Raw genomic sequence first — 25,973 nt, 5'->3', positions numbered from 1 at the left:
AGTCGATGATGACCCGCACCAGCACCCCCACCCGGCTCGCACCGCACCCCGACCGGCTGTTCCCCGCCGATCCCGGAGCGCGAGCCGTGGCACGCACCGTGTACGAGGCGGTCAAGGACGCCCCGATCATCTCGCCGCACGGGCACGTCGACGCTGCGCTGATCGCCTCGGACCAGCCGTTCAGCGACCCTGCGTCGCTGCTCATCACGCCCGACCACTACGTGCTCCGCCTGCTGCACGCGAACGGGGTGAACCTGGCCGCGCTGGGACGCGCGGACCTGTCGGGAACGCAACCCGTTCCTCCAGGCCGTGCCATCTGGCGGCAGCTGGCGGAGCACTGGGACGACTTCCTCGGGACCCCCGTGCGCTACTGGTTCGAGACGGAGCTGCACGACGTGTTCGGGCTCGACCAGGCGCCGTCCGCGGCGAACGCGGACGACCAGTACGACCACCTCGCCGGCCTGCTGGCGTCGCCCGCCTTCCGGCCACGCGCGCTCTTCGACGCCTTCGGCATCGAGGTCCTCGCCACCACGGACGGCCCGGCGGACGACCTCGCTGCGCACGCGCAGCTCGCCGCGGACCCCGGCTTCACCGGCCGGGTGCTCCCCACGTTCCGCGCGGACGCCGTGTTCGACCCGACGCGGTCGGACTGGAGGCCCGTGGTCGCGTCGATCGGCGAGGCCGCCGGCATCGACACGGGCACCCACGCAGGGCTGCTGGCGGCTCTCCGCGCACGTCGCCACTACTTCATCGAGCACGGTGCGACCGCCACGGACACCGGGGTGCTCGACGCGGGCTCCGCTCCCCTGCCGTCGAACGAGCGGGAGCGCATCCACGCGGCGGCGCTGCGCGATGCGTCCTCGGTCACCGAGGCCGAGGCGACGGCGTACCGGCACGACATGCTCTACCGCTGGGCGGAGATGAGCGTCGAGGACGGCCTCGTCATGCAGCTGCACCCCGGGGTGATCCGGAACCACCACACCCCGACGCTCGAGCGCTTCGGGCCGGACACCGGGCACGACCTGCCGGCCGTCGGGTCCTTCACCGAGCCGCTCCGGCCGCTCCTCGAGTCCTTCGGCACCGCTCCCGGGTTCCACCTCGTGCTCTTCACCGTCGACGAGACCGTCTTCTCGCGCGAGATCGGGCCGCTCGCGGGCTTCTACCCCGCCGTGTACGCGGGCGCGCCGTGGTGGTTCATCGACACCCCGGCGGCCATCGGGCGCTACCGGTCGGCCGTCACCGACTCCGCGTCGTTCACCAAGACCTCCGGGTTCATCGACGACACCCGCGCGTACTGCTCCATCCCCGCGCGGCACGACATGGCGCGGCGGGCAGACGCGGCGTACCTGGCGTCGCTCGTGGTCACGCACCAGGTCTCCGAGGAGGACGCCGTCCGCACCGCCCGCCGCATCGTGTCCGACATCCCGAAGGCGACGTTCAAGCTCTGACGCTGGCGGGCGCCGCGCTGCCGCGTGGTGCGAGGTTCCGTGCCTGGTGCGAGGGGCGCCGGGTCGCACGGAACACGGAACCTCGCACGGTTCGGCGCTGCGGCGGTACGGCGGTACGGTCGGGCGCATGACGGAGCGGGTGACGGCGGCGTACGGCGCTCGGGCCGACGAGTACGCGGCGCTGCTCGGGTCGATGGACACCGTCCACCCCGACGACCGAGCCCTCGTCGACGCCTGGGCAGCCGGTCGCAGCGGTCCCCTGGTCGACGCCGGGTGCGGCCCCGGTCACTGGACGGCGCACCTCGCACGGCAGTGGCACCGTGTCAGCGGCATCGACGCGGCGCCTGAGTTCGTCGAGCACGCACGACGGACGCACGGCGCCGTGGACGCGGACATCGACTTCCGGGTCGCGTCGCTCGACGCGCTCCCGCTCGCGGACGGCAGCGTCGACGGGGTCCTGGCCTGGTACTCGGTGATCCACCACGAACCGTCGCGGATCGGTGGGGCACTCGCCGAGTTCCGTCGGGTGCTCACCCCCGGCGGTGGGCTGCTGCTCGGGTTCTTCGAGGGCGCCGCGGTCGAGGCCTTCGACCACGCCGTCGTCACCGCCTACCGCTGGCCGGTCGCGTCCCTGGCGGCGCTGCTGGACGGAGCGGGCTTCGACGTCGTGGACGTCCACACCCGCACGGCTCCGGAGCACCGGCCGCACGGGGCGATCAGTGCGGTGCGCCGCTGATCGCCGACGGCTGACGGGCGCCGCGCTGTCGATCAGGCGTCCGAGACCATCGAGGTCAGAGCAGCAGCGATCTCTGGCACGGAATCGAGTTCCCCCTCGGCGATCGCGACGATGAAGTCGTACGCCTGGTCGTTCGAGGCGTGGAGCCGGACGCCGTTCACGCCGAGGAAGACCACGAGCAGCATGAGCCCGAGGCGCTTGTTGCCGTCGACCAGGGCGTGGTTCCGGACGGCGGAGTGGACGAGCGCCGCCGCCTTCTCGACCAGCGTCGGGTAGGCGTCGTTCCCGCCCACCGACGCGGCGGGTCGCGCGACCGCCGCCTCGAGCAGTCCGACGTCGCGGATCGCGTAGTCAGCTCCCAGGGTCCGACGAGCGACGTGCAACGCCTCGTCGGTCGTGAGGTGGATCACTTGCCGAGTCGTTCGAGCGCCTCGGCGTAGCGCGGGAGTTCTCGATCGAGGATGCCGTCGATCAGATCGCTGCGGCTGTGCTGCTCGACGTACTCGCGGATGGCGGTGCGCGCGACGTCCTGCATCGAGCGCTCCTCGAGGTCAGCACGCTTGCGCAACGCCGCTGCCTCGTCGTCGTCGAGTCGCAGGGTCATGGCCATGGGGTCGATGGTATCAAGAGTGGTATCTGAACGCGCGGCAGTGATCGTGGTCATGGAGCGACGGTACGAGCGTCCCCCTCGACGCGGACGGGACCGGGGATCGGTTGGGGACGGCGACGGCCGCGCTGCGCCCTGTGGAGGAACTGCCCGGATCCGTCGCAGGTCGTCGACGTTCGTCAGGCGGTGGTGACCGCGAGCGCGGCGAGGATCTCCCGCACGGTGTCGTCGACCGATCCGTCGATCGACACCGCGACGGCGGCCTCGTCGGGCTGCGGCCGCTCGAGGGTCGCGAACTGCGAGTCGAGCAGCGTCGTCGGCATGTACTCGTGCTGGCGGTGGGACTGCCGTTCGGCGATCAGGTCGCGCGACCCGTCGAGGAAGGCGATGACGAGACCCGGCGCCGACTCGCGCAGACGGTCCCGGTAGGCACGCTTGAGCGCCGAGTTCGCCATCACGCACCGGGAGCCGTCCGATTCGACCGCGGCGATCCGCTCGGCGCAGGCGTCGAGCCACGGCCAGCGGTCCTCGTCGGTGAGCGGGATCCCCTGCCGCATCTTCTCCTTGTTGGCGACCGGGTGCAGGTCGTCGGCGTCGACGAAGACGCACGGTTCGCCCTGCGCGACCAGGGCGTCGGTGAGCGCCTGGCCGATGGTGGACTTGCCGGAGCCGGAGACCCCCATCACGAGGACGGGCGGGTGGACAGCGAGCTCGCTCATCCCTCCACAGTATTGATCCGGTGAACTCTGGTCCCCAGTTCCCGCAACACCTGTGCGATCCCAGACCGCCGGTCGTAGGTTGGGCGCCAACGTCAGGACAAAGGAGGCCCCCGTGGCAGACAACAACGGTCAGGCGAACATCGGAGTCGTCGGACTCGCAGTGATGGGCTCGAACCTCGCCCGCAACCTCGCATCGCGCGAAGGCAACACGGTGGCGGTCTACAACCGCACGTACGCCCGCACCGAGGAGCTGCTCCAGGAGCACGGTGACGCCGGGTTCATCGCGTCCGAGGACATCGACGGGTTCGTCGCCTCGCTGTCGAAGCCCCGGACCGCCATCATCATGGTGCAGGCCGGCAAGGGTACCGACGCCGTGATCGGACAGCTCGCCGAACGCTTCGAACCGGGCGACATCATCGTCGACGGCGGCAACGCGAACTTCCACGACACCATCCGACGTGAGCACGACCTGCGCGAGAAGGGCCTGAACTTCGTCGGTACCGGCATCTCCGGCGGCGAAGAGGGCGCCCTCAAGGGTCCGTCGATCATGCCCGGTGGCTCGAAGGAGGCCTGGGAGACGCTCGGGCCGATCCTGAAGTCGATCGCCGCGGTGGCCGAAGGTGAACCGTGCGTGACCCACATCGGCACCGACGGCGCCGGGCACTTCGTCAAGATGGTGCACAACGGCATCGAGTACGCCGACATGCAGCTCATCGCCGAGTCGTACGACCTGCTCCGTCGCGTCGGCGGGCTCTCGGTGGAGGACCTGGTGCAGGTCTTCGACGAGTGGAACAAGGGCGACCTCGAGTCCTACCTGATCGAGATCACCGGCGAGGTCCTCAAGCAGCGCGACGCCGACACCGGCAAGCCGCTCGTCGACGTCATCCGTGACGCGGCCGGCTCGAAGGGCACCGGCGTCTGGACCGTGCAGAACGCTGTGGGCCTGGGCATCCCCGTCTCGGGCATCGGCGAAGCCGTGTTCGCCCGCGCCGTGTCGTCGAAGCCGACGCAGCGTGCCGCCGTGCAGCAGTCGGTCAAGAACCGTCCGCAGATCGCCGAGGTTCCGGACACCTTCGCCGACGACGTCCGTGCGGCGCTCTACGCCTCGAAGGTCGTCGCGTACGCACAGGGATTCGACCTCATCATCGCCGGGGCGAAGGAGTACGGCTGGGACATCGATCTCGGCAACGTCGCGAAGATCTGGCGGGGTGGCTGCATCATCCGGGCCCAGTTCCTGAACCGCATCGTCGAGGCGTACGCCGAGAACCCGAAGCTCGAGTCGCTGCTGGTCGACCCGTACTTCGCGAACGCGGTCGCCGAGGGCGAAGCCGCCTGGCGCCGCATCGTCGGCATCGCGGCCGCGTCGGGCGTCCCCGCTCCGGGCTTCTCGTCCGCGCTGTCGTACTTCGACTCGCTCGCGTCCGACCGTCTGCCGGCGTCGCTGATCCAGGGCCAGCGCGACTTCTTCGGCGCACACACCTACCAGCGCATCGACAAGGACGGCACCTTCCACACGCTGTGGTCCGACGACGACCGCCGCGAGGTCGAGCAGGAGCCGTCCACGCACTGACGACCGCACCCGCTGCCGACCACGGAGGTCGGTGCGGGTTCGGCAAGGAGGGCCTCGCTGAACCCGGGGCCCTCCGCTGCGTCAGGCGACGATGCGTTCCCGTGCCAGGTCGGCGACGAGCCGGTCCAGCCGTGGACCGCGCCCGAGCAGCCGACGCGAACCGGGGGCGGTCCGGACGAAGAACGTCGCCACCGCGGGGGTGTCGTCCGGTCGTACGTGGTGGATCGCCACCGCACACGCGCGGCGAGCACCAGCGGAACCGCCAGGGCGCTCGGAGCCACCGTCTCGCCCCGAGCCGTCCGAGCCGTCGACGCCGTCCGCCACGTCTTCCAGTCTGACGTGCACGACACGACTCCACCGGATCACGAGCAGCCGGGTCGCCCGCCGTTCGTCGAGTTCCCACAGGGAGGCCTCGGTGGCACCGAAGGCCCAGGTCACGCGCGAACCGAGGTGGGTGTCCGGACGGACTTCGTCGACGATGCCACGGAGTTCCGGTGTCGGCGCCGCCGGGACGAGCCACACCGTCGGGTCGATCCGCCGGATGGCGAGCGCGAGGGCCTCGTCCGCCTGCCGCCGCCGTGCCGTCGCGGCCCGCACGACGGCGACCACGATGACCACGACGCCGAGCGCGATCGCGCCGAACTCGACGATGCCGTACCAGGAGAGGTCGACGCCCGGCGCCGTCGAGACGACGACGATCCGGGTGATCAGGAGGACCAGCCAGACGGCGACGATGACCCAGCGCAGGGTGGCGAGTCGACGTGCTGGAGACATCGGTGTCCGCCGTGCACCGCGGGCACGACCGGACCGCGGGACACCATCCGGACGCTGCAGCACGGTCCGATCCTCCCACGAGCCGCCCGCCACCTGCTGGCCGAACCCGATGAACGCGCGGGGAAGCGCGCACACACAGCCCACGAGCGGCCGGGCGACCTACGCTCGGGCGGTGACCACCGAGACGACGGACGAACCGATCGGCCAACCGACGGCGGGTCCGTCGGACGGCCCGGGCGGGCCCGATGCCCCTTCGACCCGACGTTGGACGCTGATCGCCGCGATAGTCGGCGTCGTGGCAGCCGCCGCGTTCCTCGGTGTCGCCGAGTTCGGCGCGCTGCTGCTCGGCGGAGCGGGCAGCCCCCTGGTCGCCGTCGGATCCGCCGTCATCGACCTCGCTCCCCCGGGTGCGAAGGACTTCATGGTCGCCGTGTTCGGCACCGGGGACAAGGTCGCCCTGTTCGTGCTCATGACGGTGATCGTCATCGCGATCAGCGCCGGTGCCGGTGTCCTCGAACGTGCACGACCACCCTTCGGTGCCCTCGTGTTCGCCGCCGGTGGCGTGCTGGCGCTGCTTGCCGTCAGCACCCGCTCGGGCAGCGGGACGCTCGACGGCGCCCCGACGGTCCTCGGCATCGCGGCAGCGGTGGTCGTCCTGCGTCTGCTGCTCCAGCGGTTGCGCCGGTGGGAGGCCGCGGCGACCGTGCCGACGGCGGCGCCGCGACCCGCCTCGGCGGAGCGCCGCACGTTCCTGGTCTGGGGCGTCGCGACGGCGACCGTCGCGATCGTGGTGGGCACCGCCTCCCGGCTGGGGTCCTCCGCGATGCAGGCGGCCGCTGCTGCCCGGCGGGCCATCCGGCTGCCCGCCGCGGCGACCGCTGCACCGGCGGTCCCCGCGGGTGCGTCGCTCGACGTCGACGGCATCACCCCCTACATCACGCCGAACGCCGACTTCTACCGGATCGACACGGCCCTGCGGGTACCGCAGGTCGACCCCGCCGACTGGTCGCTCCGCATCCACGGCGCGGTCGAGAACGAGATCACGCTGACGTGGGACGAGCTGCTCGCACTGCCACTCGAGGAGCACGTGGCCACCCTGAGCTGCGTGTCGAACGAGGTCGGCGGTGACCTCATCGGCACGGCCCGCTGGCTGGGCTACCCCATCCGGAAGCTCCTCGCCCGGGCGCGTCCGACGGGCGACGCCGACATGGTGCTCTCACGGAGCATCGACGGGTTCTCCGCCGGCACCCCGCTCGACGTACTGCAGGACGACGGCACCGCGGCGCTGCTCGCGGTCGGGATGAACGGCGAGCCCCTGCCGACCGAGCACGGGTTCCCGGTGCGGATGGTCGTGCCGGGCCTGTTCGGGTACGTCTCGGCGACGAAGTGGGTCACCGAGCTCGAGGTCACCCGGTTCGCCGACGCGCAGGGCTACTGGACACCGCGTGGTTGGTCGGAGCGTGGCCCGGTCAAGCTCGAGTCCCGCATCGACACCCCGCGGAACGGGTCGACGGTGACCGCTGGCAAGCCCGTGGCGATCGCCGGGGTCGCGTGGCAGCCGCACAGGGGCGTGAAGGCCGTCGAGGTCCGCGTCGGAGGCGGCGACTGGCAGCGCGCCGAACTCGCCGACTCGGTCTCCGCGGACACCTGGCGGCAGTGGGTGGTGCGGTGGACGCCGACCGCCGGCTCGCACCGCATCGAAGTGCGCGCGACCAGTGCGGACGGCGAGGTGCAGACGAGCGTGGACCGGCCGCCGGCGCCCAACGGTGCGACGGGCTGGCACACGGTGACGGTCGACGCGCGCTGACGCTCCGGCGCAGGATCGCGCGACACGCCCGCTGACTGCCGTCGAGGTGGCAGAAAGCGTCGGTTCGTGGGCGCGCGGGCGACACTTCGTGCCACCTCGGCGAACCTGAGCGGCATGTCGTGACCGCTCGGCGCCGGCGCGCTCCGGTCACCCGACGGCCTGGAGGCCCGGTGCCGGCCCGCCCCGCCCCTCGCCCCGGTCGCGCGACACGCCACGTGCGTCACGCCGGGGGTGCAGAAGGTGTCGGTTCGCGGACGCGCAGGCGACACTTCGTGCCGCCTCGGCGAACCTGAGCGGCATGTCGTGACCACTCGGCACCAGGACCAGGCAGGCAGACAGACCGGGCCAGGCGTACAGACCTGGTCAGGCGGGCAGGGTCGCGACGACGCAGGTGCCGTCGACCTCGGCGTCCCGCTCGACCACGGCGGAGAAGCCGGCGGCCGTGAACGCAGCGGCGGATGCCTCGGCCTGGGCCTCGGACACCTCGATGACGACGGCACCACCGGGACGGAGCCACTCCCCCGCACCCGCTGCGATCCGGCGGTGCAGGTCGAGGCCGTCCACACCTCCGTCGAGGGCGACGCGGTGTTCGTGCTCGCGGGCCTCGGCCGGCATGAGCTCGATCGAGGCCGTCGGCACGTAGGGGGCGTTCACCGCGATGACCGTCACGGCCCCGCGGAACCGATCGGGCAGCGGCGCGAACAGGTCTCCGGCGACGACGATGCCGCGGTCGCCGATGTTCTCGGCTGCGACGTCGACGGCGTCCGGGTCGATGTCGGTGGCGACGAGGTCGAGCGCGCCGACGCGGCCGAACAGGGCGACCGAGATCGCGCCGGCACCGCAGCACAGGTCGACCACGCGGTCGTAGCGCTGCAGCCGACGCGCTGCCTGCTCGACGACGACGGTGGTGCGGGCTCGCGGCACGAAGACCCCGGGGGTCACCCGGATGCGATGCCCGTCGAAGGCGGCCCAGCCGAGCACGTACTCGAGCGGCTCACCGGCCAGCCGACGCTGCACGAGGCTCCGGAGTCGCATCGGCTCACCGTCACCGGCCTCGAGCAGCAGGTCGGCTTCGTCCTCGGCGAAGACGCTCCCCGCGGCCCGGAGCCGGGCCGCGAGGGCGTCACGCGCGGGATGTGTCAAGCGGCGCCGTCGAACATCGACGTCACGGAACCGTCGTCGAAGACCTCGTGGATGGCACGGGCGATGAGCGGGGCGATCGGCAGGACCTCGAGGCGGTCCCAGCGCTTGTCCATCGGCAGGGGCAGGGTGTCCGTCACGACCACGCGGTCGATGAACTCGCTCTGCAGCAGCTCGGTGGCCGGGTCGGAGAACACGGCGTGGGTCGCGGCGACGACGACTCCCGTGGCGCCGGCGTTCTTGAGCGCCTCGGCAGCCTTGGCGATCGTGCGGCCGGTGTCGATGAGGTCGTCGACGAGCAGGCACACGCGGCCGCTGACGTCACCGACGATCTCGTGCACCGAGACCTGGTTCGGCACGAGCGGGTCGCGGCGCTTGTGGATGATGGCGAGCGGGGCGCCGAGCTTCTCGGACCAGATGTCGGCGACACGAACGCGGCCCATGTCGGGCGACACGACGGTGAGCGTCTTCGGGTCGAGGATCTGGCGGAAGCGCTCGAGCAGCACCGGCATGGCGAACAGGTGGTCGACGGGGCCGTCGAAGAAGCCCTGGATCTGCGCGGCGTGCAGGTCGACGCTCATGATGCGGTGTGCGCCGGCGGCCTTGAACAGGTCGGCGACGAGGCGGGCCGAGATCGGCTCGCGGCCGCGGCCCTTCTTGTCCTGACGGGCGTACGGGTAGAACGGCGCCACGACCGTGATGCGCTTCGCCGAGGCACGCTTCAGTGCGTCGACCATGATGAGCTGCTCCATGAGCCACTCGTTGATCGGCGCGGTGTGCGACTGGATGACGAAGGCGTCGCAGCCACGGACCGACTCGTCGAAGCGGGCGTAGAGCTCACCGTTCGCGAAGGTCCGGGCATCGGTCGGCACGAGGTCGACCCCGAGCTCCTCCGCGATCTCGGCAGAGAGCGCCGGGTGTGCTCGCCCCGAGACGAGGACGAGTCGTTTCTGGCCGGTTGTCTTGATTCCGGACAAGTGCGGTGCTCACTCCCTGACCCACGAGGGGTCGATGTCGGCGACGGGTGGTCGCCGGGATCTATTCGCCGTTCGCGAGCCGAGCAGCCTCGGCCGCCGGTGTGCCGGGTCGGTGTTCCTCGACCCATCCGTCGGTGTTGCGCTGTGGGGCGTAGCTGATCGCGAGCGATCCTGCCGGAACGTCCTTGCGGACGGTGGTCCCGGCACCGGTGTACGCACCGTCACCAATCCTAACGGGGGCGACGAACACGTTGTGCGAGCCTGTACGGACGTTCGAGCCGACCTCGGTGCGGTGCTTGTGCACGCCGTCGTAGTTCGCGGTGATGGTGTTCGCGCCGATGTTCGAGTCCTCGCCCACCTCCGCGTCGCCGATGTAGGACAGGTGCGGGACCTTGCTGCCTCGGCCGATCCGGGCGTTCTTCGTCTCGACGAAGGTGCCGATCTTGCCGTCGTCACCGAGGATCGTGCCCGGCCGCAGGTAGGCGAACGGGCCGACCGAGGCACCGTCCCCGATCACGGCGAGGGTGGCGTCGACGCGGTTCACGGTGGCGCGGGCCCCGACCTCGGTGTCGCGGAGCGTGGTGTCCGGTCCGACGACGGCACCGGCGGCGATCGCGGTGGCACCGATGAGCTGGGTGCCGGGCAGGACCTCGGCGTCGGGCTCGATCGTGACGTCGAGGTCGATCCAGGTGGACGCGGGGTCCTGCACGGTGACGCCGGCGAGCTGGTGGCGGCGGACGATGCGGGCGTTGAGTTCCCGCGCGGCGTCGGAGAGCTGGGCACGGTCGTTGATGCCGGCGACGAGCCACGGGTCGGTCAGGGTGACCACGTCGATGCGCCCGCCGCGCTCGCTGATCAGCGCGGGAGCGTCGGTGATGTACTTCTCGCCCTGGGCGTTCGCCGTGGTGAGCGACGGCAGGGCGGCGCGGAGTCGTGCCACGTCGAACGCGTAGATGCCCGCGTTCGCCTCGGTGATGGTCAGCTGCTCGGCCGTCGCGTCCTTGTGCTCGACGACGCTGACGAAGGCGCCGGAGGTATCCCGCACGATCCGTCCGAGGCCGGTCGGATCCGGGGCGATGGCACTCACGAAGGTCGCGCCGTTGCCGCCGCCGACGTGGGCGTCGACGAGGAGCCGGAGCGATGCGGCGTCGAGCAGCGGGACGTCGCCGGACAGCACCACGACGGCGCCGTCGAAGTCGGCGGGCAGTGCTTCGACCGCCACCTCGACCGCACGGCCGGTGCCGGGGACGTCGTCCTGGTCGACGACGATCGCGTCGGGGGCGCGCTCGACGACCTCGGCCGCGACGAGGTCACGCTCGTGCCGCACGACGACGGCGACGTGCTCGGGGCTGAGTGACGACGCCGTGCGCAGGACGTGCCCGATGAGCGGCAGTCCGGCGAGCCGGTGCAGCACCTTGGGCGTGGACGACTTCATGCGCGTGCCCTGCCCGGCGGCGAGGACGACGACGGCGATGCGCTGGTCGGTCATGCACCCATCTTGGCGCACCGCAGCCCGGGCCGCCCGACGCGACCACGGCACTGTGCGGAACCGTGCGCAGAACCGCAGCCTGTGGACGGACCGGCACCGCGCCTCCAGGCCGCGCCGACGGCCCGCCGTGGATCAGGCCCGCGCGCCCTGCGGTTCCCGCTTGACGAACGCCATCAGCACCAGCCCCGCGACGAGCACGACGACCACGCCGAGGATCCCGAACCGGGTCGACCCACCGACGGTCACCGCCACGCCGAACAGCGCCGGCGCGAGGAACGACGCGGCCCGGCCGGTGGTGGCGTAGAGGCCGAAGAGCTCGCCCTCGCGGCCGGGGGTCGTCAGCCGCGCCAGGTACGCGCGGGACGACGACTGCACCGGGCCGACGAACACGGCGAGGGTCAGCCCGAGCACCCAGAACCACTGCGTCTCGTTGCCGGCGGCGAAGACCCCGACCCCGCACACGGCGAGGCCGACGAGCGAGACCATGATGAGCGCACGCGACCCGAACCGGTCGTCGAGGCGTCCGGAGACGAACGTCGCGATGCCGGCCACGACGTTCGCGGCGATGGCGAACAGGATGACCTGCGACGGCGTGAACCCGAACACCTGCGCGGCGACGATCCCGCCGAACGTGAAGACGGCCCCGACGCCGTCGCGGAACACCGCGCTGGCGAGCAGGAACGCGAGGACGTTGCGGCGCTCGCGCCACAGCCGCGCGATGTCCCGGCCGAGGTCCGCGTAGGCACTGAACACGCCGCCGCCGCGGGTGCGGTCGGGCACCGCCTCGGGCACGGTGAGGAACAGCGGGATCGAGCTGACGGCCAGCCAGACGGCGGCGATGCCGATCGCGACGCGGACGTCCCACTGCCCGGTGGCGACCGTCGCCGGCAACTGCAGGAGCCCGCCGACGACCCCGTCGCCCCGGAAGTCCTGGATGCAGAGCACGAGCAGCAGGACGAGCAGCACGATCCCGCCGAAGTACCCGGCCGCCCACCCGATGGCGGAGACGCGGCCGGTGCGTTCCCCGGAGGCGACCTGCCCGATCATGGCGTTGTAGCCGACGCTCGCGATCTCGTAGGCGACGGTGCCGATGCCGAGCAGGGCCGCTCCGAGCAGCAGGTACGGCTGGCTCGGCGCGACGAAGACCATGCCCCCGATCGACAGCGCGACGCCGATCGTGGCGATGAGGACCGACCGGCGGCGGTGTCCGGACGAGTCCGCGAGCCGCCCCATGGCCGGTGCCACCAGGGCCACGACGATCCCCGCGATGGTCAGTGCGGTGGACACGACGGCCGCGTTGTGTGCGAGCTCGCGTTCGACGATCGCCTTGCCGGCCGCGGACGTGTCGCCGACGAGCGCCGGGTCCACGAACGCCCGGCTGGCCAGGTACGTGCTGAACACGAAGGTGGTGACGACCGCGTTGAACGCGGCGGAACCCCAGTCCCAGAGCGCCCAGGAGACGAGCGCGCGCCGGTCGGTGCGCTGCGGCACGACGGCGGCCGGTGAAGCGGTCATGCGCGAACCGTAGCGCGTGCCGGTGACGCGGCGGTGGCCCCGTTCCGGGTCACGTGCCGGACGGGAGGCGCGGGGCGGCCCGGCCCCGCGCCTCCAGTCCGCACCGTGCGTGCGTCGCCACCCCGTGCGAGCTTCCACGAGCCGTGCCCGGCTGCAACGCCGCACCAGGCGGCCGACACCGCACCATCCGACAGGCCGCGCACCGTGCGGGACGGGAGGCGCGGGGCGGCCCGGCCCCGCGCCTCCAGTCCGCACCGTGCGTGCGTCGCCACCCGGTGCGAGCTTCCACGCACCGTGCCCGGCTGCAACGCCGCACCAGGCGGCTCAGCCCGCACCGTCCGACAGGCCGCGCACCGTGCCGGACGGGAGGCGCGGGGCGGCCCGGCCCCGCGCCTCCAGTCCGCACCGTGCGTGCGTCGCCACCCCGTGCGAGCTTCCACGCACCGTGCCCGGCTGCAACGCCGCACCAGGCGCGCAACGCGGCCCGGGCCGGCGAAGCCCGCACCGTGCCCGCTCAGGCGGGGACGCCGCCGGGGTAGACGACGGACTTGAGCGACTCCGGGTCGGTGTCGCTCTCGAGGGCCTCGCGGACGTCGTCGAGCCCGAAGCGACCGGTGACGAGCGAGTCGAGGTCGACCTGCCCGGACGCGACCAGCTCGATGGCGACCGGCCACGTGTTCGTGTACCGGAAGATCCCGGTGACCGTGACCTCGAGGTTCTGGATGTGCTCGACCGGCAGCGTCATCTCGGAGTTGCCGAGCCCGACCAGCACCGCGGCACCCGCCGGACCGACCGCCTTGATGCCGTCCGACACCGCACGGGGTGCACCGCTGGCGTCGATGAACGCGTCGACGGGGACGATGTCGGACGCAACGGACACGGCGGTGGGGTCGACGACCTCGGTGGCGCCGTACTCCAGGGCCCGCGCACGGCGCTCCGGTACGAGGTCGCTGACGACGATGCGCGAGGCACCGAAGGCCTTCGCGACCTGGGCGCAGATGATGCCGATGGGACCGGCGCCGGCGATGAGCACCGACGAACCGGGCACGATGCCCGCCTTGCGGACGGCGGCGATGCCGACGGACAGGGGCTCGAGGAGCGCGCCGGCCTCGAACGAGACGGCGTCGGGCAGGACGTGCGCGAACTCGGCCTCGATGGTGACGAACTCGGTGAAGGCCCCGTCGACCGGCGGCGTCGCGTAGAAGCGCATGTGCGGGCAGAGGTTGTAGCGGCCAGCCAGGCACTGCGCGCAGCGGTGGCAGGGGCGCTGCGGCTCGATGGCCACGCGCTCCCCCACGCGGGACGGGTCCACGCCCTCGCCCACGGCCTCGATCGTTCCGGACAGCTCGTGCCCGAGGACGAGGGGCTCCTCGACGACGAAGTCGCCGATGCGGCCATGGCGGTAGTAGTGCACGTCGGAGCCGCAGACACCCACGGCGGCGACCCGGACGAGCACGTCGCCGGGGTCGACAGCGGGGACGGGGCGGTCCTCGACGGTGAGGTCCTGGGTGCCGAGCAGGACGCTGGTGCGCTGGGTGGAGGTCATGCGGTTCTCGCTTCCTCGGTCGCGTCGTCGCGGCCGGACGTGTGGGTGGTGGAGGGGGCGGCGGACGCCGCGGTCGTGGTCGCTGTCGCTGGTGCCGGTGCCGGTGTGGCCGGCATCGTGGCGTCGCGCAGCAGTTCCGCGAAGCCGATCTCAGCGGCGCCACGGACCAGGACGTCACGGCCGAGTGCCGCCGGGACGATCCGGAGCCGATCGGTCATGGCGGCCATCGTCTGCGCCCGGACGTCGGTCTCGACCCGGTCACCGACGTGTCCGAGCAGCGCACCGAGGAACCCGCCGAGCACGACGACCTCGGGGTCGACGGTGTGGATGGCGTTCCGCAGTGCGGTCGCGAGTGCGGTGACCTGTCGGTCGACGACCCGCTCGACCTCGGGGCGGCCCTCGGCGAGCGCCGCGGCGAGCGCATCGAGGTCGTCCGGCGGGGTCCCGGTCACCGCGGTGAGGGCGGAGCGTGAGGCCTCGGTCTCCAGGCAGCCGACCGCACCGCAGTGGCAGCGGATCCCGTTCGCCGCGACGAAGGTGTGCCCGAGCTCGCCCGCGTACCCGTCGGCGCCGCTGAAGGGTCGACCGGCACTGACGATCCCGCCACCGATGCCGCTCGCGCCACCGTTCAGGTAGACGAGGTCGTCGACGCCGCGGGCGCTGCCGTACAGCCGTTCCGCCCAGGCACCGAGGTTGGCGTCGTTCGCGGCCCGGACCGGCAGCCCCAGGCGTTCCGCGAGCGGTGCGGCGAGGGGTTCGTCACGCCAGCCGAGGTGCGGGGCGTCGCGCACGGTGCCGTCCTCGACCCGCACGATGCCGGGCACGGCGACGCCGACCCCGACGATCCGGGCCGCCGGTGCGGTGCGGGCGAGGAGTGCTGCGAGGACCCGGGCGACGGCGTCGATCGCCTGCGCCGCGGTCGGCACGGTGGTCTGCGGCTCGACCAGCCGGTCGCGGACGGTGCCGTCGAGGCCGACGAGGGCGACCCCGACGGCGTCGATCTCGACCGTGACCGCGGCGGCGAGGACGTCGGCGGACGCCCGGACGACCCCGCTCGGCCGTCCGACACCGGCACCCGGGGTCCCCGCGGCCGGCGTCTCCTCGTGCACGAGCCCGGCGTCGACGAGTTCCCCGACGAGCGCGAGGATCGTCGAGCGGTTCAGGCCGGTGCGCCGGGTGAGCTCGGCGCGGGTGACGGGGCCGTCCTCGTGGACGAGCCGGAGGACGCGCGCGGCGTTGCCCGGCGTCGCCGTGGGCTGCCGTGCCATGGGTCCTCCTCGGTGGTGGGTGGGGTCGTGGTCGGCCGGTCAGCGCGACTGCGAGAACGCGGCGTCGAACGAAGCGTCCGGCGGCGCGATGGTACCGAGCTGCCGGACGAACGCCAGCGCCTCGGGCCCGCCGACGAGCCGGTCCATGCCGGCGTCCTCCCACTCGACGCTGGTCGGGCCGGCGTACCCGATGTGGTTCAGCACGCGGAACACCCGCTCCCACGGCACGTCTCCGTGGCCGGCGGTGACGAAGTCCCACCCGCGCCGGGGGTCGCCCCACGGCAGGTGCGAGGACAGCCGACCGTTGCGCCCGTCGAGCTGCTTCACCGACTCCTTGCAGTGCACGTGGTACACCCGGTCGGCGAAGTCGAGCAGGAACGCCGCGGGGTCGAGGTCCTGCCAGACGAAGTGCGACGGGTCGAAGTTGAACCCGAACGCCGGTCGGTCGCGGAACACCTCGAGGGTCCGCGCAGCGGTCCAGTAGTCGTAGGCGATCTCGGACGGGTGCACCTCGAGCGCGAACCGGACCCCGACCTCCTCGAAGACGTCGAGGATCGGTGACCAGCGGTCGTGGAAGTCCTGGTACCCGGCGTCGATCATCCCCGGGGGCACGGGCGGGAACCCGGCGACGGTCTTCCAGATCGACGAGCCGGAGAAGCCGGTGACGGTGTCCACGCCGAGCGCCGCGGCGGCACGGGCGGTCCACTGCAGCTCCTCGGCCGCACGCTGCCGCACGCCCTCGGGGTCGCCGTCGCCCCACACGTGCGGCGGGACGATGTCCTCGTGCCGCTGGTCGATGGGGTCGTCGCACACGGCCTGGCCGACCAGGTGGTTGGCGATCGTCCAGACCTGCAGCCCGTTGCGTTCCAGGATCGCCTTGCGCTCGGCGACGTACGAGGGGTCCGTCGCGGCGCGCCGGACGTCCAGGTGGTCACCCCAGCAGGCGATCTCCAGCCCGTCGTAGCCCCACTCGCCGGCGAGCCGGGCGACCTCCTCGAAGGGCAGGTCGGCCCACTGTCCGGTGAACAGGGTGACCGGCCGGGAGGCCCGGGTCGTCTCCGTCGTGTCGCTCGCGTCCGTCGTCGTCATCGTCGTCGTCCTTCTTCGCGGTGGTCGGGTTCCGTCACCAGGATCCGGGTGCGGACCCGGCGGGGACGGTGGCGGGTCGCTCGACGCGCGAGTGCACGTCGACGACCGAGTGGGCTCGGGCGGCGGCGGAGACCGCCTCCATGACCTCGAGCACGTGGAACGCGAGGTCGCCGGAGGCTCGGTGCGGCCGGTCCGTCGCGATCGCGTGGGCCATGTCGGCGAGACCGTAGCCGCGGCCGGCGTCGGCGTACCCGGCGGCGACCGGCAGGTCGCGCCACGAGCGGTCGTCGGCGGTGGCGATCGACACGGTGTCCGAGAACCGGTTCGGGTCCGGGACGCCGAGGGTGCCGGCGGTGCCGTACACCTCGAACAGCGGGGCGCGGGTGGCCCACACCTCGAACGAGACGGTGACGGTGGAGACCACGCCGTTCTCGTGCTCGAGGATCGCGACGACGTGCGTGTCGATGTCGACCGGGATCGACGTGCCGGCGTTCGGTCCGGTCGCGATCGTCCGTTCGCGGGTGGAGCGGGTCGCGCTGCCGCTGACCCGGACGACCGGCCCGAAGAACGTGACGAGGCTGGTCAGGTAGTACGGCCCCATGTCGAGGAGCGGTCCGCCGCCCGGCTGGTAGTAGAACGCGGGCGCGGGGTGCCAGAGCTCGTGCCCGGGGGCGCTCCAGGCGACGGCGGCACCGACCGGGGTGCCGATCGCACCGTCGTCGAGGGCGGCCCGTGCGGTCTGGATGCCCGTGCCGAGGACGGTGTCCGGGGCGCTGCCGACGCGCAGGCCGGCGGCGCGGGCGGCCTCGAGCACCGGTGCGGCCTCGGCGGTGGACATCGCGAGCGGCTTCTCGCCGTAGACGTGCTTGCCGGCGGCGAGGGCCCGGGTGGCGATGTCGGCGTGCGCGGCCGGGATCGTCAGGTTGAGCACCACGTCGACGTCGTCGGCGGCGAGCAGGTCGTCCACGGTGGTGCCGCGAATGCCCTGAGCTGCACCGACCTGCTGGGCGCGGGCGACGTCGAGGTCGGCGACCGCCACGAGCGACAGCCCGGGCAGCGCCGGGAAGTGCTCGAAGTACTGCTGGCTGATCACGCCCACGCCGACGACGCCGACCCGCAGTGCTCGTTCGTTCACCGTGCTGCCCACAGGAGTCCCCGTTCGATGATGGTGCGGAGTGGCTGCGACTCGACGACCTCGAGGCGGTGCCCTGGTGCGGAGACGAACACGCGGCCCTCGCCCCACTGCCGTGTCCAGATCGCCGGTGCGGTGACCGGGCGGTTCCAGGCGTCGAAGTCGCGCGCGTCCTGGGTGGTGGTCGCGAGGACGTCGTTGTACTCGTCGGACAGCACCCAGTACTGCTCGGTGACGAGGTCGAAGTCCTCGATGCCCTGCGTGATCGGGTGTTCGTGCCCGAGGTCGGTGAGGTGCACCGTGTAGGGGATGTAGTTGTCGGACTGTTCCCCGACGCGCTCGTCGGGGTGCTTGCCGGCGTGGTGCGCGAACTGCCCGCCGATCATGTGCAGGTAGTCGGCGGTGTTCCGGAACGCGTCCGCGATGCCGCCGTGCCAGCCGGCCAGTCCGGCGCCGCCCAGGACCGCGCGCTGCAGCCCGGCGAACTCGTCGTCGGCGATGGTCGACATCGTGACGACCTGCACGATCAGGTCGACCTCGTCCATGACGGCGGCGTCGGCGTAGACGGCCGTCGAGTCCGACATCCGGACCTCGAACCCGTTCTCGCGCAGGAACGGGACGAACAGGTCGGTGGTCTCGACGGGCTGGTGGCCGTCCCACCCGCCGCGGACGACGAGCGCCTGGCGGGTCTGCTCGGCGGCGCTCACGAGGTCGCCGTCCAGGTGCTGCCGGTTGCGGCGCTGCGTTCGACCGCGTCGAGGACCCGCTGCACGTGCAGGCCGTCGGCGAACGACGGCGACGGGTCGGTGCCGGCGACGATCGCGTCGACGAAGTCCTTCACCTGGTGGCTGAAGGTGTGCTCGTACCCGATGAGGTGCCCGGTCGGCCACCACGCGGCCATGTAGGGGTGCTCGGGCTCGGTGACGAGGATGCGGCGGAACCCCTGCTCCCCCGCCGGGGCGTTCGACTCGTACAGCCGGAGCTCGTTCATCGCCTCGAGGTCGAACTGGATCGCGCCCTCGGACCCGCTGATCTCGAGCGTCAGACCGTTCTTCCGCCCGGTCGCGTAGCGCGTGGCCTCGAACGTGCCGATCGCACCGTCGGCCGCGCCACCACCCAGGCGGGCGGTGAAGAACGCGGCGTCGTCGACGGTGACCTGCCCGCGCTCGCTCGACGCGGTGCCGGAGAGCCCGACCCCCTCGGCCATCAGCGGACGCTCGGTCACGAAGGTCTCGAGCGTGCCGGACACGGTGGCGAGCGACGCGCCCGTGACGTGCTCGACCAGGTCGATGGCGTGCGCGCCGATGTCACCGAGCGCACCGGAGCCGGCGAGCGACTTGTCGAGGCGCCAGGTCATCGGGCCGTCCTCGTCCGCCAACCAGTCCTGCAGGTAGAGCGCGCGGACCTGGCGCACGGTGCCGATCCGTCCGTCCTGCACCAGCTGCCGCGCGAACGCGATGGCCGGCACCCGGCGGTAGCTGAACCCGACCATCGCCCGGACACCCTGTGCACGGGCGCTGTCGGCGGCGGCGGTCATCGCCTCGGCCTCGGCGACGGTGTTCGCGAGCGGCTTCTCGCACAGGACGTGCTTGCCGGCCTGGAGCGCGGCGATCGCGATCTCGACGTGCGAGGACCCCGGGGAAACGACGTCGACGACGTCGATGTCCGGATCGGCGACGACGGCACGCCAGTCGGTGGACGCCGCCTGCCAGCCGTACTGCTGCCGAGCGGCCTCGGTGCGTCCGGGATCACGCCCGACGATCACCGCCATCTCCGGCTCGGCTCCGAGGTCGAAGAACCTGGGGGCGGTCCGCCACGCCTGTGAGTGTGCGGCTCCCATGAAGCCGTGCCCCACCATCGCGACCCGCAGTCGTTGCTGCACCGTCGACTCACTTGCCATCCGCTCGCTCCTTTGCGATCACGTGCTTGCCACAGCCAACACTACCGCTTATGTTGGGCGCGGCAACATTTTGTTTCGACGACGAACGGTGACCACCATGGCAACGACGCCCACCCGTGCAGACAAGTTCTCCTTCGGTCTCTGGACCATCGGCTACAACGGCTCCGACCCCTTCGGCGGGCCGACCCGACCCGCCCTCGACGTGGTCGAGGCGGTCGAGAAGCTCGACGAGCTCGGGGCCTACGGCCTGACCTTCCACGACGACGACCTGTTCGCGTTCGGTTCCACCGACGCCGAACGCCAGACCCAGATCGACCGCCTCAAGGGCGCGCTCGAGTCGACCGGGCTCGTCGTGCCGATGGTCACGACGAACCTGTTCTCCGCCCCGGTCTTCAAGGACGGCGGCTTCACCTCGAACGACCGGCAGGTCCGCCGCTTCGCGCTCCGCAAGGTGCTCCGCAACATCGACCTCGCCGCCGAGCTCGGCGCGTCGACGTTCGTGATGTGGGGTGGCCGCGAAGGCTCCGAGTACGACAGCGCCAAGGACGTGCAGGCCGCGCTCGAGCGCTACCGCGAGGCCGTCAACCTGCTCGCCCAGTACGTCACCGACAAGGGCTACGGCATCCGGTTCGCCATCGAGCCGAAGCCGAACGAGCCCCGCGGCGACATCCTCCTGCCGACCCTCGGCCACGCGATCGCCTTCACCGAGACGCTCGAGCGCCCGGAGCTGTTCGGCATCAACCCCGAGGTCGGCCACGAGCAGATGGCGGGCCTGAACTTCACCGCCGGCATCGCCCAGGCGCTCTACCAGGGCAAGCTCTTCCACATCGACCTCAACGGCCAGCGCGGCATCAAGTACGACCAGGACCTGGTGTTCGGTCACGGCGACCTGCAGAACGCGTTCTCGCTCGTCGACCTGCTCGAGCACGGCGCCCCGCAGGGCGGCCCGGCGTACGACGGCCCGCGCCACTTCGACTACAAGCCGAGCCGCACCGAGGACATCACCGGCGTCTGGGACTCCGCGTCGGCCAACATGCGCATGTACCTGCTCCTCAAGGAGCGTGCGCAGGCGTTCCGCGCCGACCCCGAGGTGCAGGCAGCGCTCGAGGCCTCCAAGGTCGGCGAGCTGTCGACGCCGACGCTGAACGACGGCGAGTCGTACGACACGTTCCTCGCCGACCGTTCCGCCTACGAGGACTTCGACGCCGACGCCTACTTCGGCGGCAAGGGCTTCGGCTTCGTCCGCCTGCAGCAGCTCGCGATGGAGCACCTGATGGGCGCGCGGAATTGACGGCAGACGCGCCAGCGGCTGCATCCCGCGCGCTGAGGCGGCCTGCCGCCGAAGTGGCTGAGAACACGGACGAGCGCCAGCTCGTCGCCGGCGTCGACTCGTCGACCCAGTCCTGCAAGGTCACCATCCGCGACGCCGCGACCGGTGCGGTCGTCCGCGAGGGACGCGCGTCCCACCCGGACGGCACCGCCGTCGACCCCCGCCACTGGTGGGACGCCCTCGGTGCCGCCGTCGCGGACGCCGGTGGCCTCGACGATGTCGGTGCCGTCGCCATCGCCGGGCAGCAGCACGGCATGGTCGCGCTCGACGCCGACGGCCGCGTGGTCCGCGACGCCCTGCTCTGGAACGACGTCCGCAGTGCGGACGCGGCCGCGCAGATGGTCGACGAGCTCGGCCAGGAGGCGTGGGTCGCCCGGACGGGGCTGGTGCCGGTCGCGTCGTTCACCGGTACCAAGCTGCGGTGGCTCCGCGACGCGGAGCCCGAGAACGCGGCCCGCGTCGCGGCCGTGGCGCTCCCCCACGACTGGCTGTCGTGGCGGCTCCGCGGGTACGGACCGGCGGACGAGAGCCCGCTCGGCCCCGACCTCGACGCCCTGGCGACGGATGCGTCCGACGCCAGCGGCACGGGGTACTGGGACCCGGTGCGCCGCGAGTACGACCCGGAGCTGTTCGAGCTCGCGCTCGGGCGGCCGATGCGTCCGGCGTCGATGGGTGACGACGACGCCGTGGTCGTGCCGCGCGTGGTCGCTCCCGACGAGGCGATGGGCACCCTGTCCACCGACGTCGAGCTGCCCGGCGGCGCGGTCGCCCGGTCCGGCCTCGTCGTCGGTGCCGGACTCGGCGACAACGCCGGGGCGGCGCTCGGCCTGGGTCTCGGCCCGGGTGACGTCGCGGTGTCCCTCGGCACGAGCGGCACGGTCTTCGGGGTCAGCGACGCCGAGGTGCGTGACCCGAGCGGGACCGTGGCGGGCTTCGCCGACGGGACCGGGTCGCGCCTCCCGATCGTCACGACGCTCAACGCGGCCCGCGTGCTCGAGGTGATCGGCGGCCTGCTCGGCGTCGACCACGACGCACTCGGCGAACTGGCGCTGCAGGCGCCGGCCGGGGCCGACGGCCTCGTCCTGGTGCCGTACTTCGTCGGCGAGCGCACGCCCAACCGGCCGGACGCGACCGCATCGCTGCTCGGCATGACGCCGGCGACCACCGACCGGGCGCACCTGGCCCGGGCGGCCGTCGAGGGGATGCTCTGCGCCCTCGCCGACGGACTGGCCGCGGTGCAGGACACCGGGGTGACCGTCGAGCGGTTGCTGCTCATCGGCGGCGCTGCGCGGAACCCGGCGGTCCGCGCCGTCGCCGCGCAGGTGTTCGGCCGTGACGTCCTGGTGCCGGAGCCCGGCGAGTACGTCGCCGCGGGTGCTGCGAAGCAGGCCGCGTGGGCGCTCACCGGTGCCCTGCCGACGTGGGACACCGCGACGACCACCGTGCCGTCCGACCCGCACCCCGAGGTGCTCGAGCAGTACCGCGCCGCGGCGCGCTGACCGACGCACCGGATCCGACACTCCCCGCCCCCGGCGCCCTCCACCAGGGCGCCGGGGGCATCATCGTCCCCGGAGGACACCCATGCCACTGACCGACCTGCCCCTCGACGCGCTCCGCGCCCACCGCTCGGACGTCCGTCGTCCCGCTGACTTCGACGCCTTCTGGGCGGACACGATCGCCGCCGCCCGGACCGCGGGCGAGGGCGTCGAGGTGACCCTCGTGCCGGCCGAGACCCCGGTGACCGGGCTCGTCGTCGAGGACCTGACGTTCCCCGGGTTCGCCGGTGACCCGGTGCGGGCGTGGGTCAACCGTCCCGTGACGGACGACCCGGGCGCGCTGCCGGTCGTCGTCGAGTTCCTCGGCTACGGCGGTGGCCGTGGTCGGCCGGGCGAGCGCGTGCACTGGGCCCTCGCCGGGTACGTGCACGTGGTGATGGACACCCGCGGCCAGGGCTCCGGGTGGGCCGGCGGCGACTCCCCGGACCCGCACGGCTCCGCACCGCACGCCAGCGGCTGGATGACGAGCGGCATCGGCTCGCCCGCCGACCACTACTACCGCCGCGTCTACACCGACGCCGTGCGACTCGTCGAGGCGGTGCGCACGCTGCCCGGGATCGACCCCGAGCGCATCGCCCTGACCGGCGGCAGCCAGGGCGGCGGCATCACGATCGCCGCAGCGGCCCTGGTCGAGGCACACGTCGGACCGGTCGCCGCGGTGCTGCCCGACGTGGCGTTCCTGGCCGACTGGCGGAACGGCACCGACGTCGCGGTCGGCGGGCCGTACCTGGAGCTCGCGCAGTACCTCGCCGTCCACCGCGACGCGGCCGACACCGTGTGGGCGACCGCCGCGTACCTGGACGGGGTCAACCACGCCGCCGGCGTCACCGCCCCGGCGCTGTTCTCAGTCGCGCTGATGGACGACGTCGTGCCGCCGCGCACGACCTTCGCCGCGTTCAACGCCCTCGGCTCCACCGACCGCGAGATCGTCGTGTACCCGTACAACGGGCACGAGGGCGGGGGCTTCCGGCACTGGGAGCGTCAGGCGGCGTTCCTGGCGGACCGGCTGCAGCACTCCGTCAGATGAAGTAGTGGTGCCGGTGGTGGGGGCCGGCGCTCCCGCCACCGACGTCGTAGTGCACGGTGAGGGTCTGCTCCCAGTCGCCGCGGTGATCGCCCCACTCGAACAGGATGCTGTCCGGCACGACGTCCGGCTGGTGGAGCAGGACCCGCTCCGCCAGCCCGATCAGCCGCTGTTGTCGGGTACGCACGGATCGGCGCTCAGGTGCTCGTCTGGAGCGTCTTCTTCGGGTACTCGTCGAAGCGCTGGAAGTACGTGCTCGAGAACCGCCCCATGTGGCGGAACCCCCACCGGTGCGCGACCTCGGCCACCGTCGTCTGCGCACAGTCGGCGAGCTGCAGCGCGATCCGCACCCGGTCGAGGCGGACCTGCAGCAGGTACGTCATGGGGCTCACGCCGACGTGCTGCACGAAGTTCTCCTGCAGCGTGCGGGAGCTGACCCCGACGGCCCCGCAGACGTCCGCGAGCTGGAGCGGCCGGTCGCAGTGCTCCGCGAGCCAGGCCTGTGCGAGCTGCACGGTGTTCACCGTCCGGCGGACCGGCGATCCGTCGGGTTCGGCGTCCGTCCCGCAGAAGGCCCGCAGCACCGACTCGGCCAGCAGCACCTGTGCCGACAGGTGCCCGCCCGGGTTGCGGTCGGGGTGCAGTGCGTTGACGGCGACCGCGTCGATGCGGGCGAGCAGGTGGGACACCTCGGCCTCGGCCGGGCGGGATCGCAGTCGGCCGGCGAAGCGGTGGTCGAACACGACCCCGTTGACGGCGTCGAGGAATCCGCGGTCGACCCGCAGGACCTGGACGGTCCCCGCCGGCACGAGCAGCGTGAACGGCCGGTCCGTCGGCAGGAGCACCGGCACACCGGGCCGGGCGGGCGCGTCGTCGTCGACCCGCAGGCACCCCGCGGTCGACCACGCCAGCACCGGCGTGCCGTCCGGCGTGAACGAGGCGGCGGCGGCGGTCGACACCGCCGACGACAGCAGCGCGACGTTGTGGTGGCGCACCGTCCGGTGGCGGAACGCGAACCGGTCGGTGGGGGCGAACCGGACGTCGCGACCGTCGTACACGGCACGCACCGTCCGGACGGCGTCCGCGGTGGTCCGGCCGCACCGCTCGGCGGTCCGGGGCGCGTTGCCGACGGCGACCCGCGGGACGGTGTCGCTGCTCACTGGCCCGATCCTCGCCGGGCGCGGAGGTCCGCGAAGGTGAACCGCTCGCGGTCGACGTCGTCCTCGGACTGCACGATCCACCCGCGTCGGGCAGCGCGTGCCCGAGCCCGGTAGGAGGTGATGTGGACCGGGGCGACCCCCGGTGCACGCTCGTAACCACTCATCAGATCCTCCGATCTGTCCCCGTACCTCCGACCCTGTTCGGAGGGGGACAGTTTGAGTACCTCTTGGACGATAAGCGCCCTCACCGGGGTCCACAATGGCCCCCGAACGGGTGCGATCCACATCCGCGCACGCCGGATAACGGCGGCGTCGTGGCGTCGGAGGCCGATCGGCCCGACCGACTCGTACCCTCCACGTATGGACCAGGCACCGACCACGGCGAGTGGTCCCGAGCACGGCGGAGCACGGCTGTCGCGCACCGTGCACGAGGCGCTGCGGTTCGTGCACGCCCACGCCCGCGAAGCGATCTCCGTACCGGACATCGCCGCCGCCGCACACCTGTCGACCCGCGGCCTGCAGAGCGCGTTCCGGCGGGAGCTGCAGACCTCACCCGCGTCGTACCTGCGCGGGGTGCGGCTCGAGGGCGTCCGCCGCGACCTGCTGTCGATGACACCGGCCGACCGTCGCACCATCGCGGACGTCGCCAAGCACTGGCACTTCAGCAACGCCGGTCGGATGGCGGCGGAGTACCGCGCCGCGTTCGGCACCGCACCGTCGGCGGCGCTCCGGTCGTTCGACCCGGAGGACCCGGACCCCCGCGCCACGTCGGACCTCGCCGGGTCCCCGGGCGAGGGATCACGCTTCCGGATCGTGCTCGACTGCGAGGTGGAGGTCGACGACGCCGACGCGACCTTCGCCCATGCCCTGCGCCGTGCCCAGGGCGACGACCGCCCCTGGCACGGCTACGACCCCGACGGCAGCACGGCGGACGTCGTCGCGTTCCTGCTGGCGAACGCCGTCCGCGGGGCCGCCGGGGACACCTCCGGCATCCGGCTGCGTGCGGTCAACCCGATGCTGCGGGCGCCGGACGAGCACGGCGGGTACCCGTCGGCCGAGCTCCCGCCGTGGTCGGCACCGGCCGTCCCACCGTCGGCCACCGGCACGGAACGGGACTGATCGCGCCGTCGATGGACGAAAAGCGCCAGGGGTCGAGGAACCGGGGGAGGATGGACCTCGCGGGCCC

General features: G+C 72.5%; 25 protein-coding genes. 8 read left to right on the top strand and 17 right to left on the bottom strand.

The window, feature by feature from the left end; all coding sequences use genetic code 11:
- The first annotated feature begins 8 nt into the window (after positions 1-8).
- Both uxaC and DEJ19_RS04355 read left to right on the top strand, forming a co-directional pair.
- Entirely contained in the window at positions 9-1,448 is a 1,440-nt protein-coding gene (gene uxaC, locus DEJ19_RS04360; protein WP_111233566.1) for a glucuronate isomerase, read from the top strand.
- Positions 1,449-1,575: 127 nt separating this feature from the next.
- Entirely contained in the window at positions 1,576-2,184 is a 609-nt protein-coding gene (locus tag DEJ19_RS04355) for a class I SAM-dependent methyltransferase (RefSeq protein ID WP_111233565.1), read from the top strand.
- A 32-nt stretch (positions 2,185-2,216) separates the two neighbouring features.
- Here DEJ19_RS04355 and DEJ19_RS04350 read toward each other — a convergent pair whose 3' ends face one another.
- From DEJ19_RS04350 to DEJ19_RS04340, 3 genes are all read right to left on the bottom strand, one after another.
- Entirely contained in the window at positions 2,217-2,594 is a 378-nt protein-coding gene (locus tag DEJ19_RS04350; protein WP_110865036.1) for a type II toxin-antitoxin system death-on-curing family toxin, read from the bottom strand.
- The gene (locus DEJ19_RS04345; RefSeq protein ID WP_258377430.1) at positions 2,591-2,848 is read right to left on the bottom strand and encodes a ribbon-helix-helix domain-containing protein; all 258 of its coding nucleotides are present in this window, start codon (positions 2,846-2,848) and stop codon (positions 2,591-2,593) included. Before DEJ19_RS04345 ends, DEJ19_RS04350 begins: the two co-directional genes overlap by 4 nt.
- A 122-nt stretch (positions 2,849-2,970) precedes the next feature.
- Positions 2,971-3,510, bottom strand: coding sequence for a gluconokinase (locus tag DEJ19_RS04340; protein ID WP_111054909.1), 540 nt, complete (start codon positions 3,508-3,510; stop codon positions 2,971-2,973).
- A 112-nt stretch (positions 3,511-3,622) separates the two neighbouring features.
- Between DEJ19_RS04340 and gnd the strand changes: the two genes are divergently transcribed.
- Positions 3,623-5,080, top strand: coding sequence for an NADP-dependent phosphogluconate dehydrogenase (gnd, locus tag DEJ19_RS04335; protein ID WP_027464472.1), 1,458 nt, complete (start codon positions 3,623-3,625; stop codon positions 5,078-5,080).
- 81 nt (positions 5,081-5,161) lie between these two features.
- On the opposite strand, the gene DEJ19_RS04330 is transcribed toward gnd, so the two are convergent.
- A complete protein-coding gene (locus tag DEJ19_RS04330) occupies positions 5,162-5,854 on the bottom strand; it encodes a hypothetical protein (protein WP_146250685.1) in 693 nt (230 codons plus the stop codon).
- A 172-nt stretch (positions 5,855-6,026) separates the two neighbouring features.
- On the opposite strand from DEJ19_RS04330, the gene DEJ19_RS04325 reads away from it, so the two are divergent.
- Positions 6,027-7,661, top strand: a complete 1,635-nt coding sequence (locus DEJ19_RS04325) for a molybdopterin-dependent oxidoreductase (protein ID WP_111233585.1) — start codon at positions 6,027-6,029, stop codon at positions 7,659-7,661.
- 363 nt (positions 7,662-8,024) lie between these two features.
- Here DEJ19_RS04325 and DEJ19_RS04320 read toward each other — a convergent pair whose 3' ends face one another.
- The 10 genes from DEJ19_RS04320 to DEJ19_RS04275 all read right to left on the bottom strand — a co-directional run bounded on the left by DEJ19_RS04320 (position 8,025) and on the right by DEJ19_RS04275 (position 19,717).
- Positions 8,025-8,804 carry a putative protein N(5)-glutamine methyltransferase gene (locus DEJ19_RS04320; protein WP_111233563.1) on the bottom strand — a complete coding sequence of 260 codons (780 nt, stop codon included), beginning with the start codon at positions 8,802-8,804 and terminating at the stop codon, positions 8,025-8,027.
- Positions 8,801-9,778 carry a ribose-phosphate diphosphokinase gene (locus DEJ19_RS04315; protein WP_027464468.1) on the bottom strand — a complete coding sequence of 326 codons (978 nt, stop codon included), beginning with the start codon at positions 9,776-9,778 and terminating at the stop codon, positions 8,801-8,803. Before DEJ19_RS04315 ends, DEJ19_RS04320 begins: the two co-directional genes overlap by 4 nt.
- Positions 9,779-9,839: 61 nt before the next feature.
- The gene (glmU, locus tag DEJ19_RS04310) at positions 9,840-11,267 is read right to left on the bottom strand and encodes a bifunctional UDP-N-acetylglucosamine diphosphorylase/glucosamine-1-phosphate N-acetyltransferase GlmU (RefSeq protein WP_111233562.1); all 1,428 of its coding nucleotides are present in this window, start codon (positions 11,265-11,267) and stop codon (positions 9,840-9,842) included.
- A 132-nt stretch (positions 11,268-11,399) separates the two neighbouring features.
- Positions 11,400-12,782, bottom strand: a complete 1,383-nt coding sequence (locus tag DEJ19_RS04305) for an MFS transporter (RefSeq protein WP_111101087.1) — start codon at positions 12,780-12,782, stop codon at positions 11,400-11,402.
- Between the two features lie 514 nt (positions 12,783-13,296).
- Positions 13,297-14,328, bottom strand: coding sequence for an NAD(P)-dependent alcohol dehydrogenase (locus DEJ19_RS04300; RefSeq protein WP_111088870.1), 1,032 nt, complete (start codon positions 14,326-14,328; stop codon positions 13,297-13,299).
- Positions 14,325-15,596, bottom strand: a complete 1,272-nt coding sequence (locus tag DEJ19_RS04295) for an ROK family transcriptional regulator (protein ID WP_111233561.1) — start codon at positions 15,594-15,596, stop codon at positions 14,325-14,327. The genes DEJ19_RS04300 and DEJ19_RS04295 overlap by 4 nt, the downstream gene beginning before the upstream one ends.
- Before the next feature lie 39 nt (positions 15,597-15,635).
- Complete coding sequence (locus tag DEJ19_RS04290; protein WP_110865026.1) at positions 15,636-16,685, bottom strand: sugar phosphate isomerase/epimerase family protein; 1,050 nt, start codon at positions 16,683-16,685, stop codon at positions 15,636-15,638.
- A gap of 34 nt (positions 16,686-16,719) precedes the next feature.
- Entirely contained in the window at positions 16,720-17,820 is a 1,101-nt protein-coding gene (locus DEJ19_RS04285) for a Gfo/Idh/MocA family protein (RefSeq protein ID WP_258377429.1), read from the bottom strand.
- Positions 17,817-18,524 carry a ThuA domain-containing protein gene (locus tag DEJ19_RS04280; RefSeq protein WP_111233560.1) on the bottom strand — a complete coding sequence of 236 codons (708 nt, stop codon included), beginning with the start codon at positions 18,522-18,524 and terminating at the stop codon, positions 17,817-17,819. The genes DEJ19_RS04285 and DEJ19_RS04280 overlap by 4 nt, the downstream gene beginning before the upstream one ends.
- Positions 18,521-19,717 carry a Gfo/Idh/MocA family protein gene (locus tag DEJ19_RS04275; protein WP_258377428.1) on the bottom strand — a complete coding sequence of 399 codons (1,197 nt, stop codon included), beginning with the start codon at positions 19,715-19,717 and terminating at the stop codon, positions 18,521-18,523. The genes DEJ19_RS04280 and DEJ19_RS04275 overlap by 4 nt, the downstream gene beginning before the upstream one ends.
- A gap of 97 nt (positions 19,718-19,814) precedes the next feature.
- Between DEJ19_RS04275 and xylA the strand changes: the two genes are divergently transcribed.
- The 3 genes from xylA to DEJ19_RS04260 all read left to right on the top strand — a co-directional run bounded on the left by xylA (position 19,815) and on the right by DEJ19_RS04260 (position 23,630).
- Positions 19,815-21,008, top strand: coding sequence for a xylose isomerase (gene xylA, locus DEJ19_RS04270; RefSeq protein ID WP_111033642.1), 1,194 nt, complete (start codon positions 19,815-19,817; stop codon positions 21,006-21,008).
- A 53-nt stretch (positions 21,009-21,061) separates the two neighbouring features.
- Positions 21,062-22,546, top strand: coding sequence for a xylulokinase (gene xylB, locus DEJ19_RS04265; protein ID WP_111095647.1), 1,485 nt, complete (start codon positions 21,062-21,064; stop codon positions 22,544-22,546).
- 82 nt (positions 22,547-22,628) lie between these two features.
- Positions 22,629-23,630 (top strand): acetylxylan esterase, encoded by a 1,002-nt coding sequence (locus tag DEJ19_RS04260; protein ID WP_111233559.1) that lies wholly within the window; start codon positions 22,629-22,631, stop codon positions 23,628-23,630.
- Here DEJ19_RS04260 and DEJ19_RS04255 read toward each other — a convergent pair.
- Genes DEJ19_RS04255 through DEJ19_RS04245 form a run of 3 tightly spaced genes read right to left on the bottom strand, consistent with a single transcriptional unit; the run spans position 23,623 to position 24,951 of the window.
- The gene (locus DEJ19_RS04255) at positions 23,623-23,814 is read right to left on the bottom strand and encodes a hypothetical protein (RefSeq protein WP_111233558.1); all 192 of its coding nucleotides are present in this window, start codon (positions 23,812-23,814) and stop codon (positions 23,623-23,625) included. The two genes, DEJ19_RS04260 and DEJ19_RS04255, sit on opposite strands and share 8 nt — an antisense overlap.
- 10 nt (positions 23,815-23,824) lie before the next feature.
- Complete coding sequence (locus DEJ19_RS04250; RefSeq protein ID WP_220035325.1) at positions 23,825-24,787, bottom strand: helix-turn-helix transcriptional regulator; 963 nt, start codon at positions 24,785-24,787, stop codon at positions 23,825-23,827.
- Entirely contained in the window at positions 24,784-24,951 is a 168-nt protein-coding gene (locus DEJ19_RS04245) for a hypothetical protein (protein WP_163343324.1), read from the bottom strand. Before DEJ19_RS04245 ends, DEJ19_RS04250 begins: the two co-directional genes overlap by 4 nt.
- Positions 24,952-25,147: 196 nt before the next feature.
- Here DEJ19_RS04245 and DEJ19_RS04240 point away from each other — a divergent pair, with 196 nt between their 5' ends.
- Positions 25,148-25,906 (top strand): helix-turn-helix domain-containing protein, encoded by a 759-nt coding sequence (locus DEJ19_RS04240; RefSeq protein WP_110865022.1) that lies wholly within the window; start codon positions 25,148-25,150, stop codon positions 25,904-25,906.
- Positions 25,907-25,973 lie beyond the last annotated feature (67 nt).

The organism is Curtobacterium sp. MCSS17_016 (assembly GCF_003234255.2).
GTDB lineage: Bacteria > Actinomycetota > Actinomycetes > Actinomycetales > Microbacteriaceae > Curtobacterium > Curtobacterium flaccumfaciens.
This window is presented reverse-complemented; position numbering and strand designations above follow the sequence as displayed.

Excerpts from the sequence above, each read along its gene's own strand:
- DEJ19_RS04345 (WP_258377430.1), bottom strand. The coding sequence starts at position 2,848 with ATGACCACGATCACTGCCGCGCGTTCAGATACCACTCTTGATACCATC.
- xylA (WP_111033642.1), top strand. The coding sequence starts at position 19,815 with ATGGCAACGACGCCCACCCGTGCAGACAAGTTCTCCTTCGGTCTCTGG.
- DEJ19_RS04260 (WP_111233559.1), top strand. The coding sequence starts at position 22,629 with ATGCCACTGACCGACCTGCCCCTCGACGCGCTCCGCGCCCACCGCTCG.
- DEJ19_RS04245 (WP_163343324.1), bottom strand. The coding sequence starts at position 24,951 with ATGAGTGGTTACGAGCGTGCACCGGGGGTCGCCCCGGTCCACATCACC.
- DEJ19_RS04300 (WP_111088870.1), bottom strand. The coding sequence starts at position 14,328 with ATGACCTCCACCCAGCGCACCAGCGTCCTGCTCGGCACCCAGGACCTC.
- DEJ19_RS04340 (WP_111054909.1), bottom strand. The coding sequence starts at position 3,510 with ATGAGCGAGCTCGCTGTCCACCCGCCCGTCCTCGTGATGGGGGTCTCC.
- DEJ19_RS04330 (WP_146250685.1), bottom strand. The coding sequence starts at position 5,854 with ATGTCTCCAGCACGTCGACTCGCCACCCTGCGCTGGGTCATCGTCGCC.
- glmU (WP_111233562.1), bottom strand. The coding sequence starts at position 11,267 with ATGACCGACCAGCGCATCGCCGTCGTCGTCCTCGCCGCCGGGCAGGGC.
- DEJ19_RS04290 (WP_110865026.1), bottom strand. The coding sequence starts at position 16,685 with ATGACGACGACGGACGCGAGCGACACGACGGAGACGACCCGGGCCTCC.
- DEJ19_RS04295 (WP_111233561.1), bottom strand. The coding sequence starts at position 15,596 with ATGGCACGGCAGCCCACGGCGACGCCGGGCAACGCCGCGCGCGTCCTC.
- uxaC (WP_111233566.1), top strand. The coding sequence starts at position 9 with ATGACCCGCACCAGCACCCCCACCCGGCTCGCACCGCACCCCGACCGG.
- DEJ19_RS04240 (WP_110865022.1), top strand. The coding sequence starts at position 25,148 with ATGGACCAGGCACCGACCACGGCGAGTGGTCCCGAGCACGGCGGAGCA.
- DEJ19_RS04355 (WP_111233565.1), top strand. The coding sequence starts at position 1,576 with ATGACGGAGCGGGTGACGGCGGCGTACGGCGCTCGGGCCGACGAGTAC.
- DEJ19_RS04305 (WP_111101087.1), bottom strand. The coding sequence starts at position 12,782 with ATGACCGCTTCACCGGCCGCCGTCGTGCCGCAGCGCACCGACCGGCGC.
- DEJ19_RS04275 (WP_258377428.1), bottom strand. The coding sequence starts at position 19,717 with ATGGCAAGTGAGTCGACGGTGCAGCAACGACTGCGGGTCGCGATGGTG.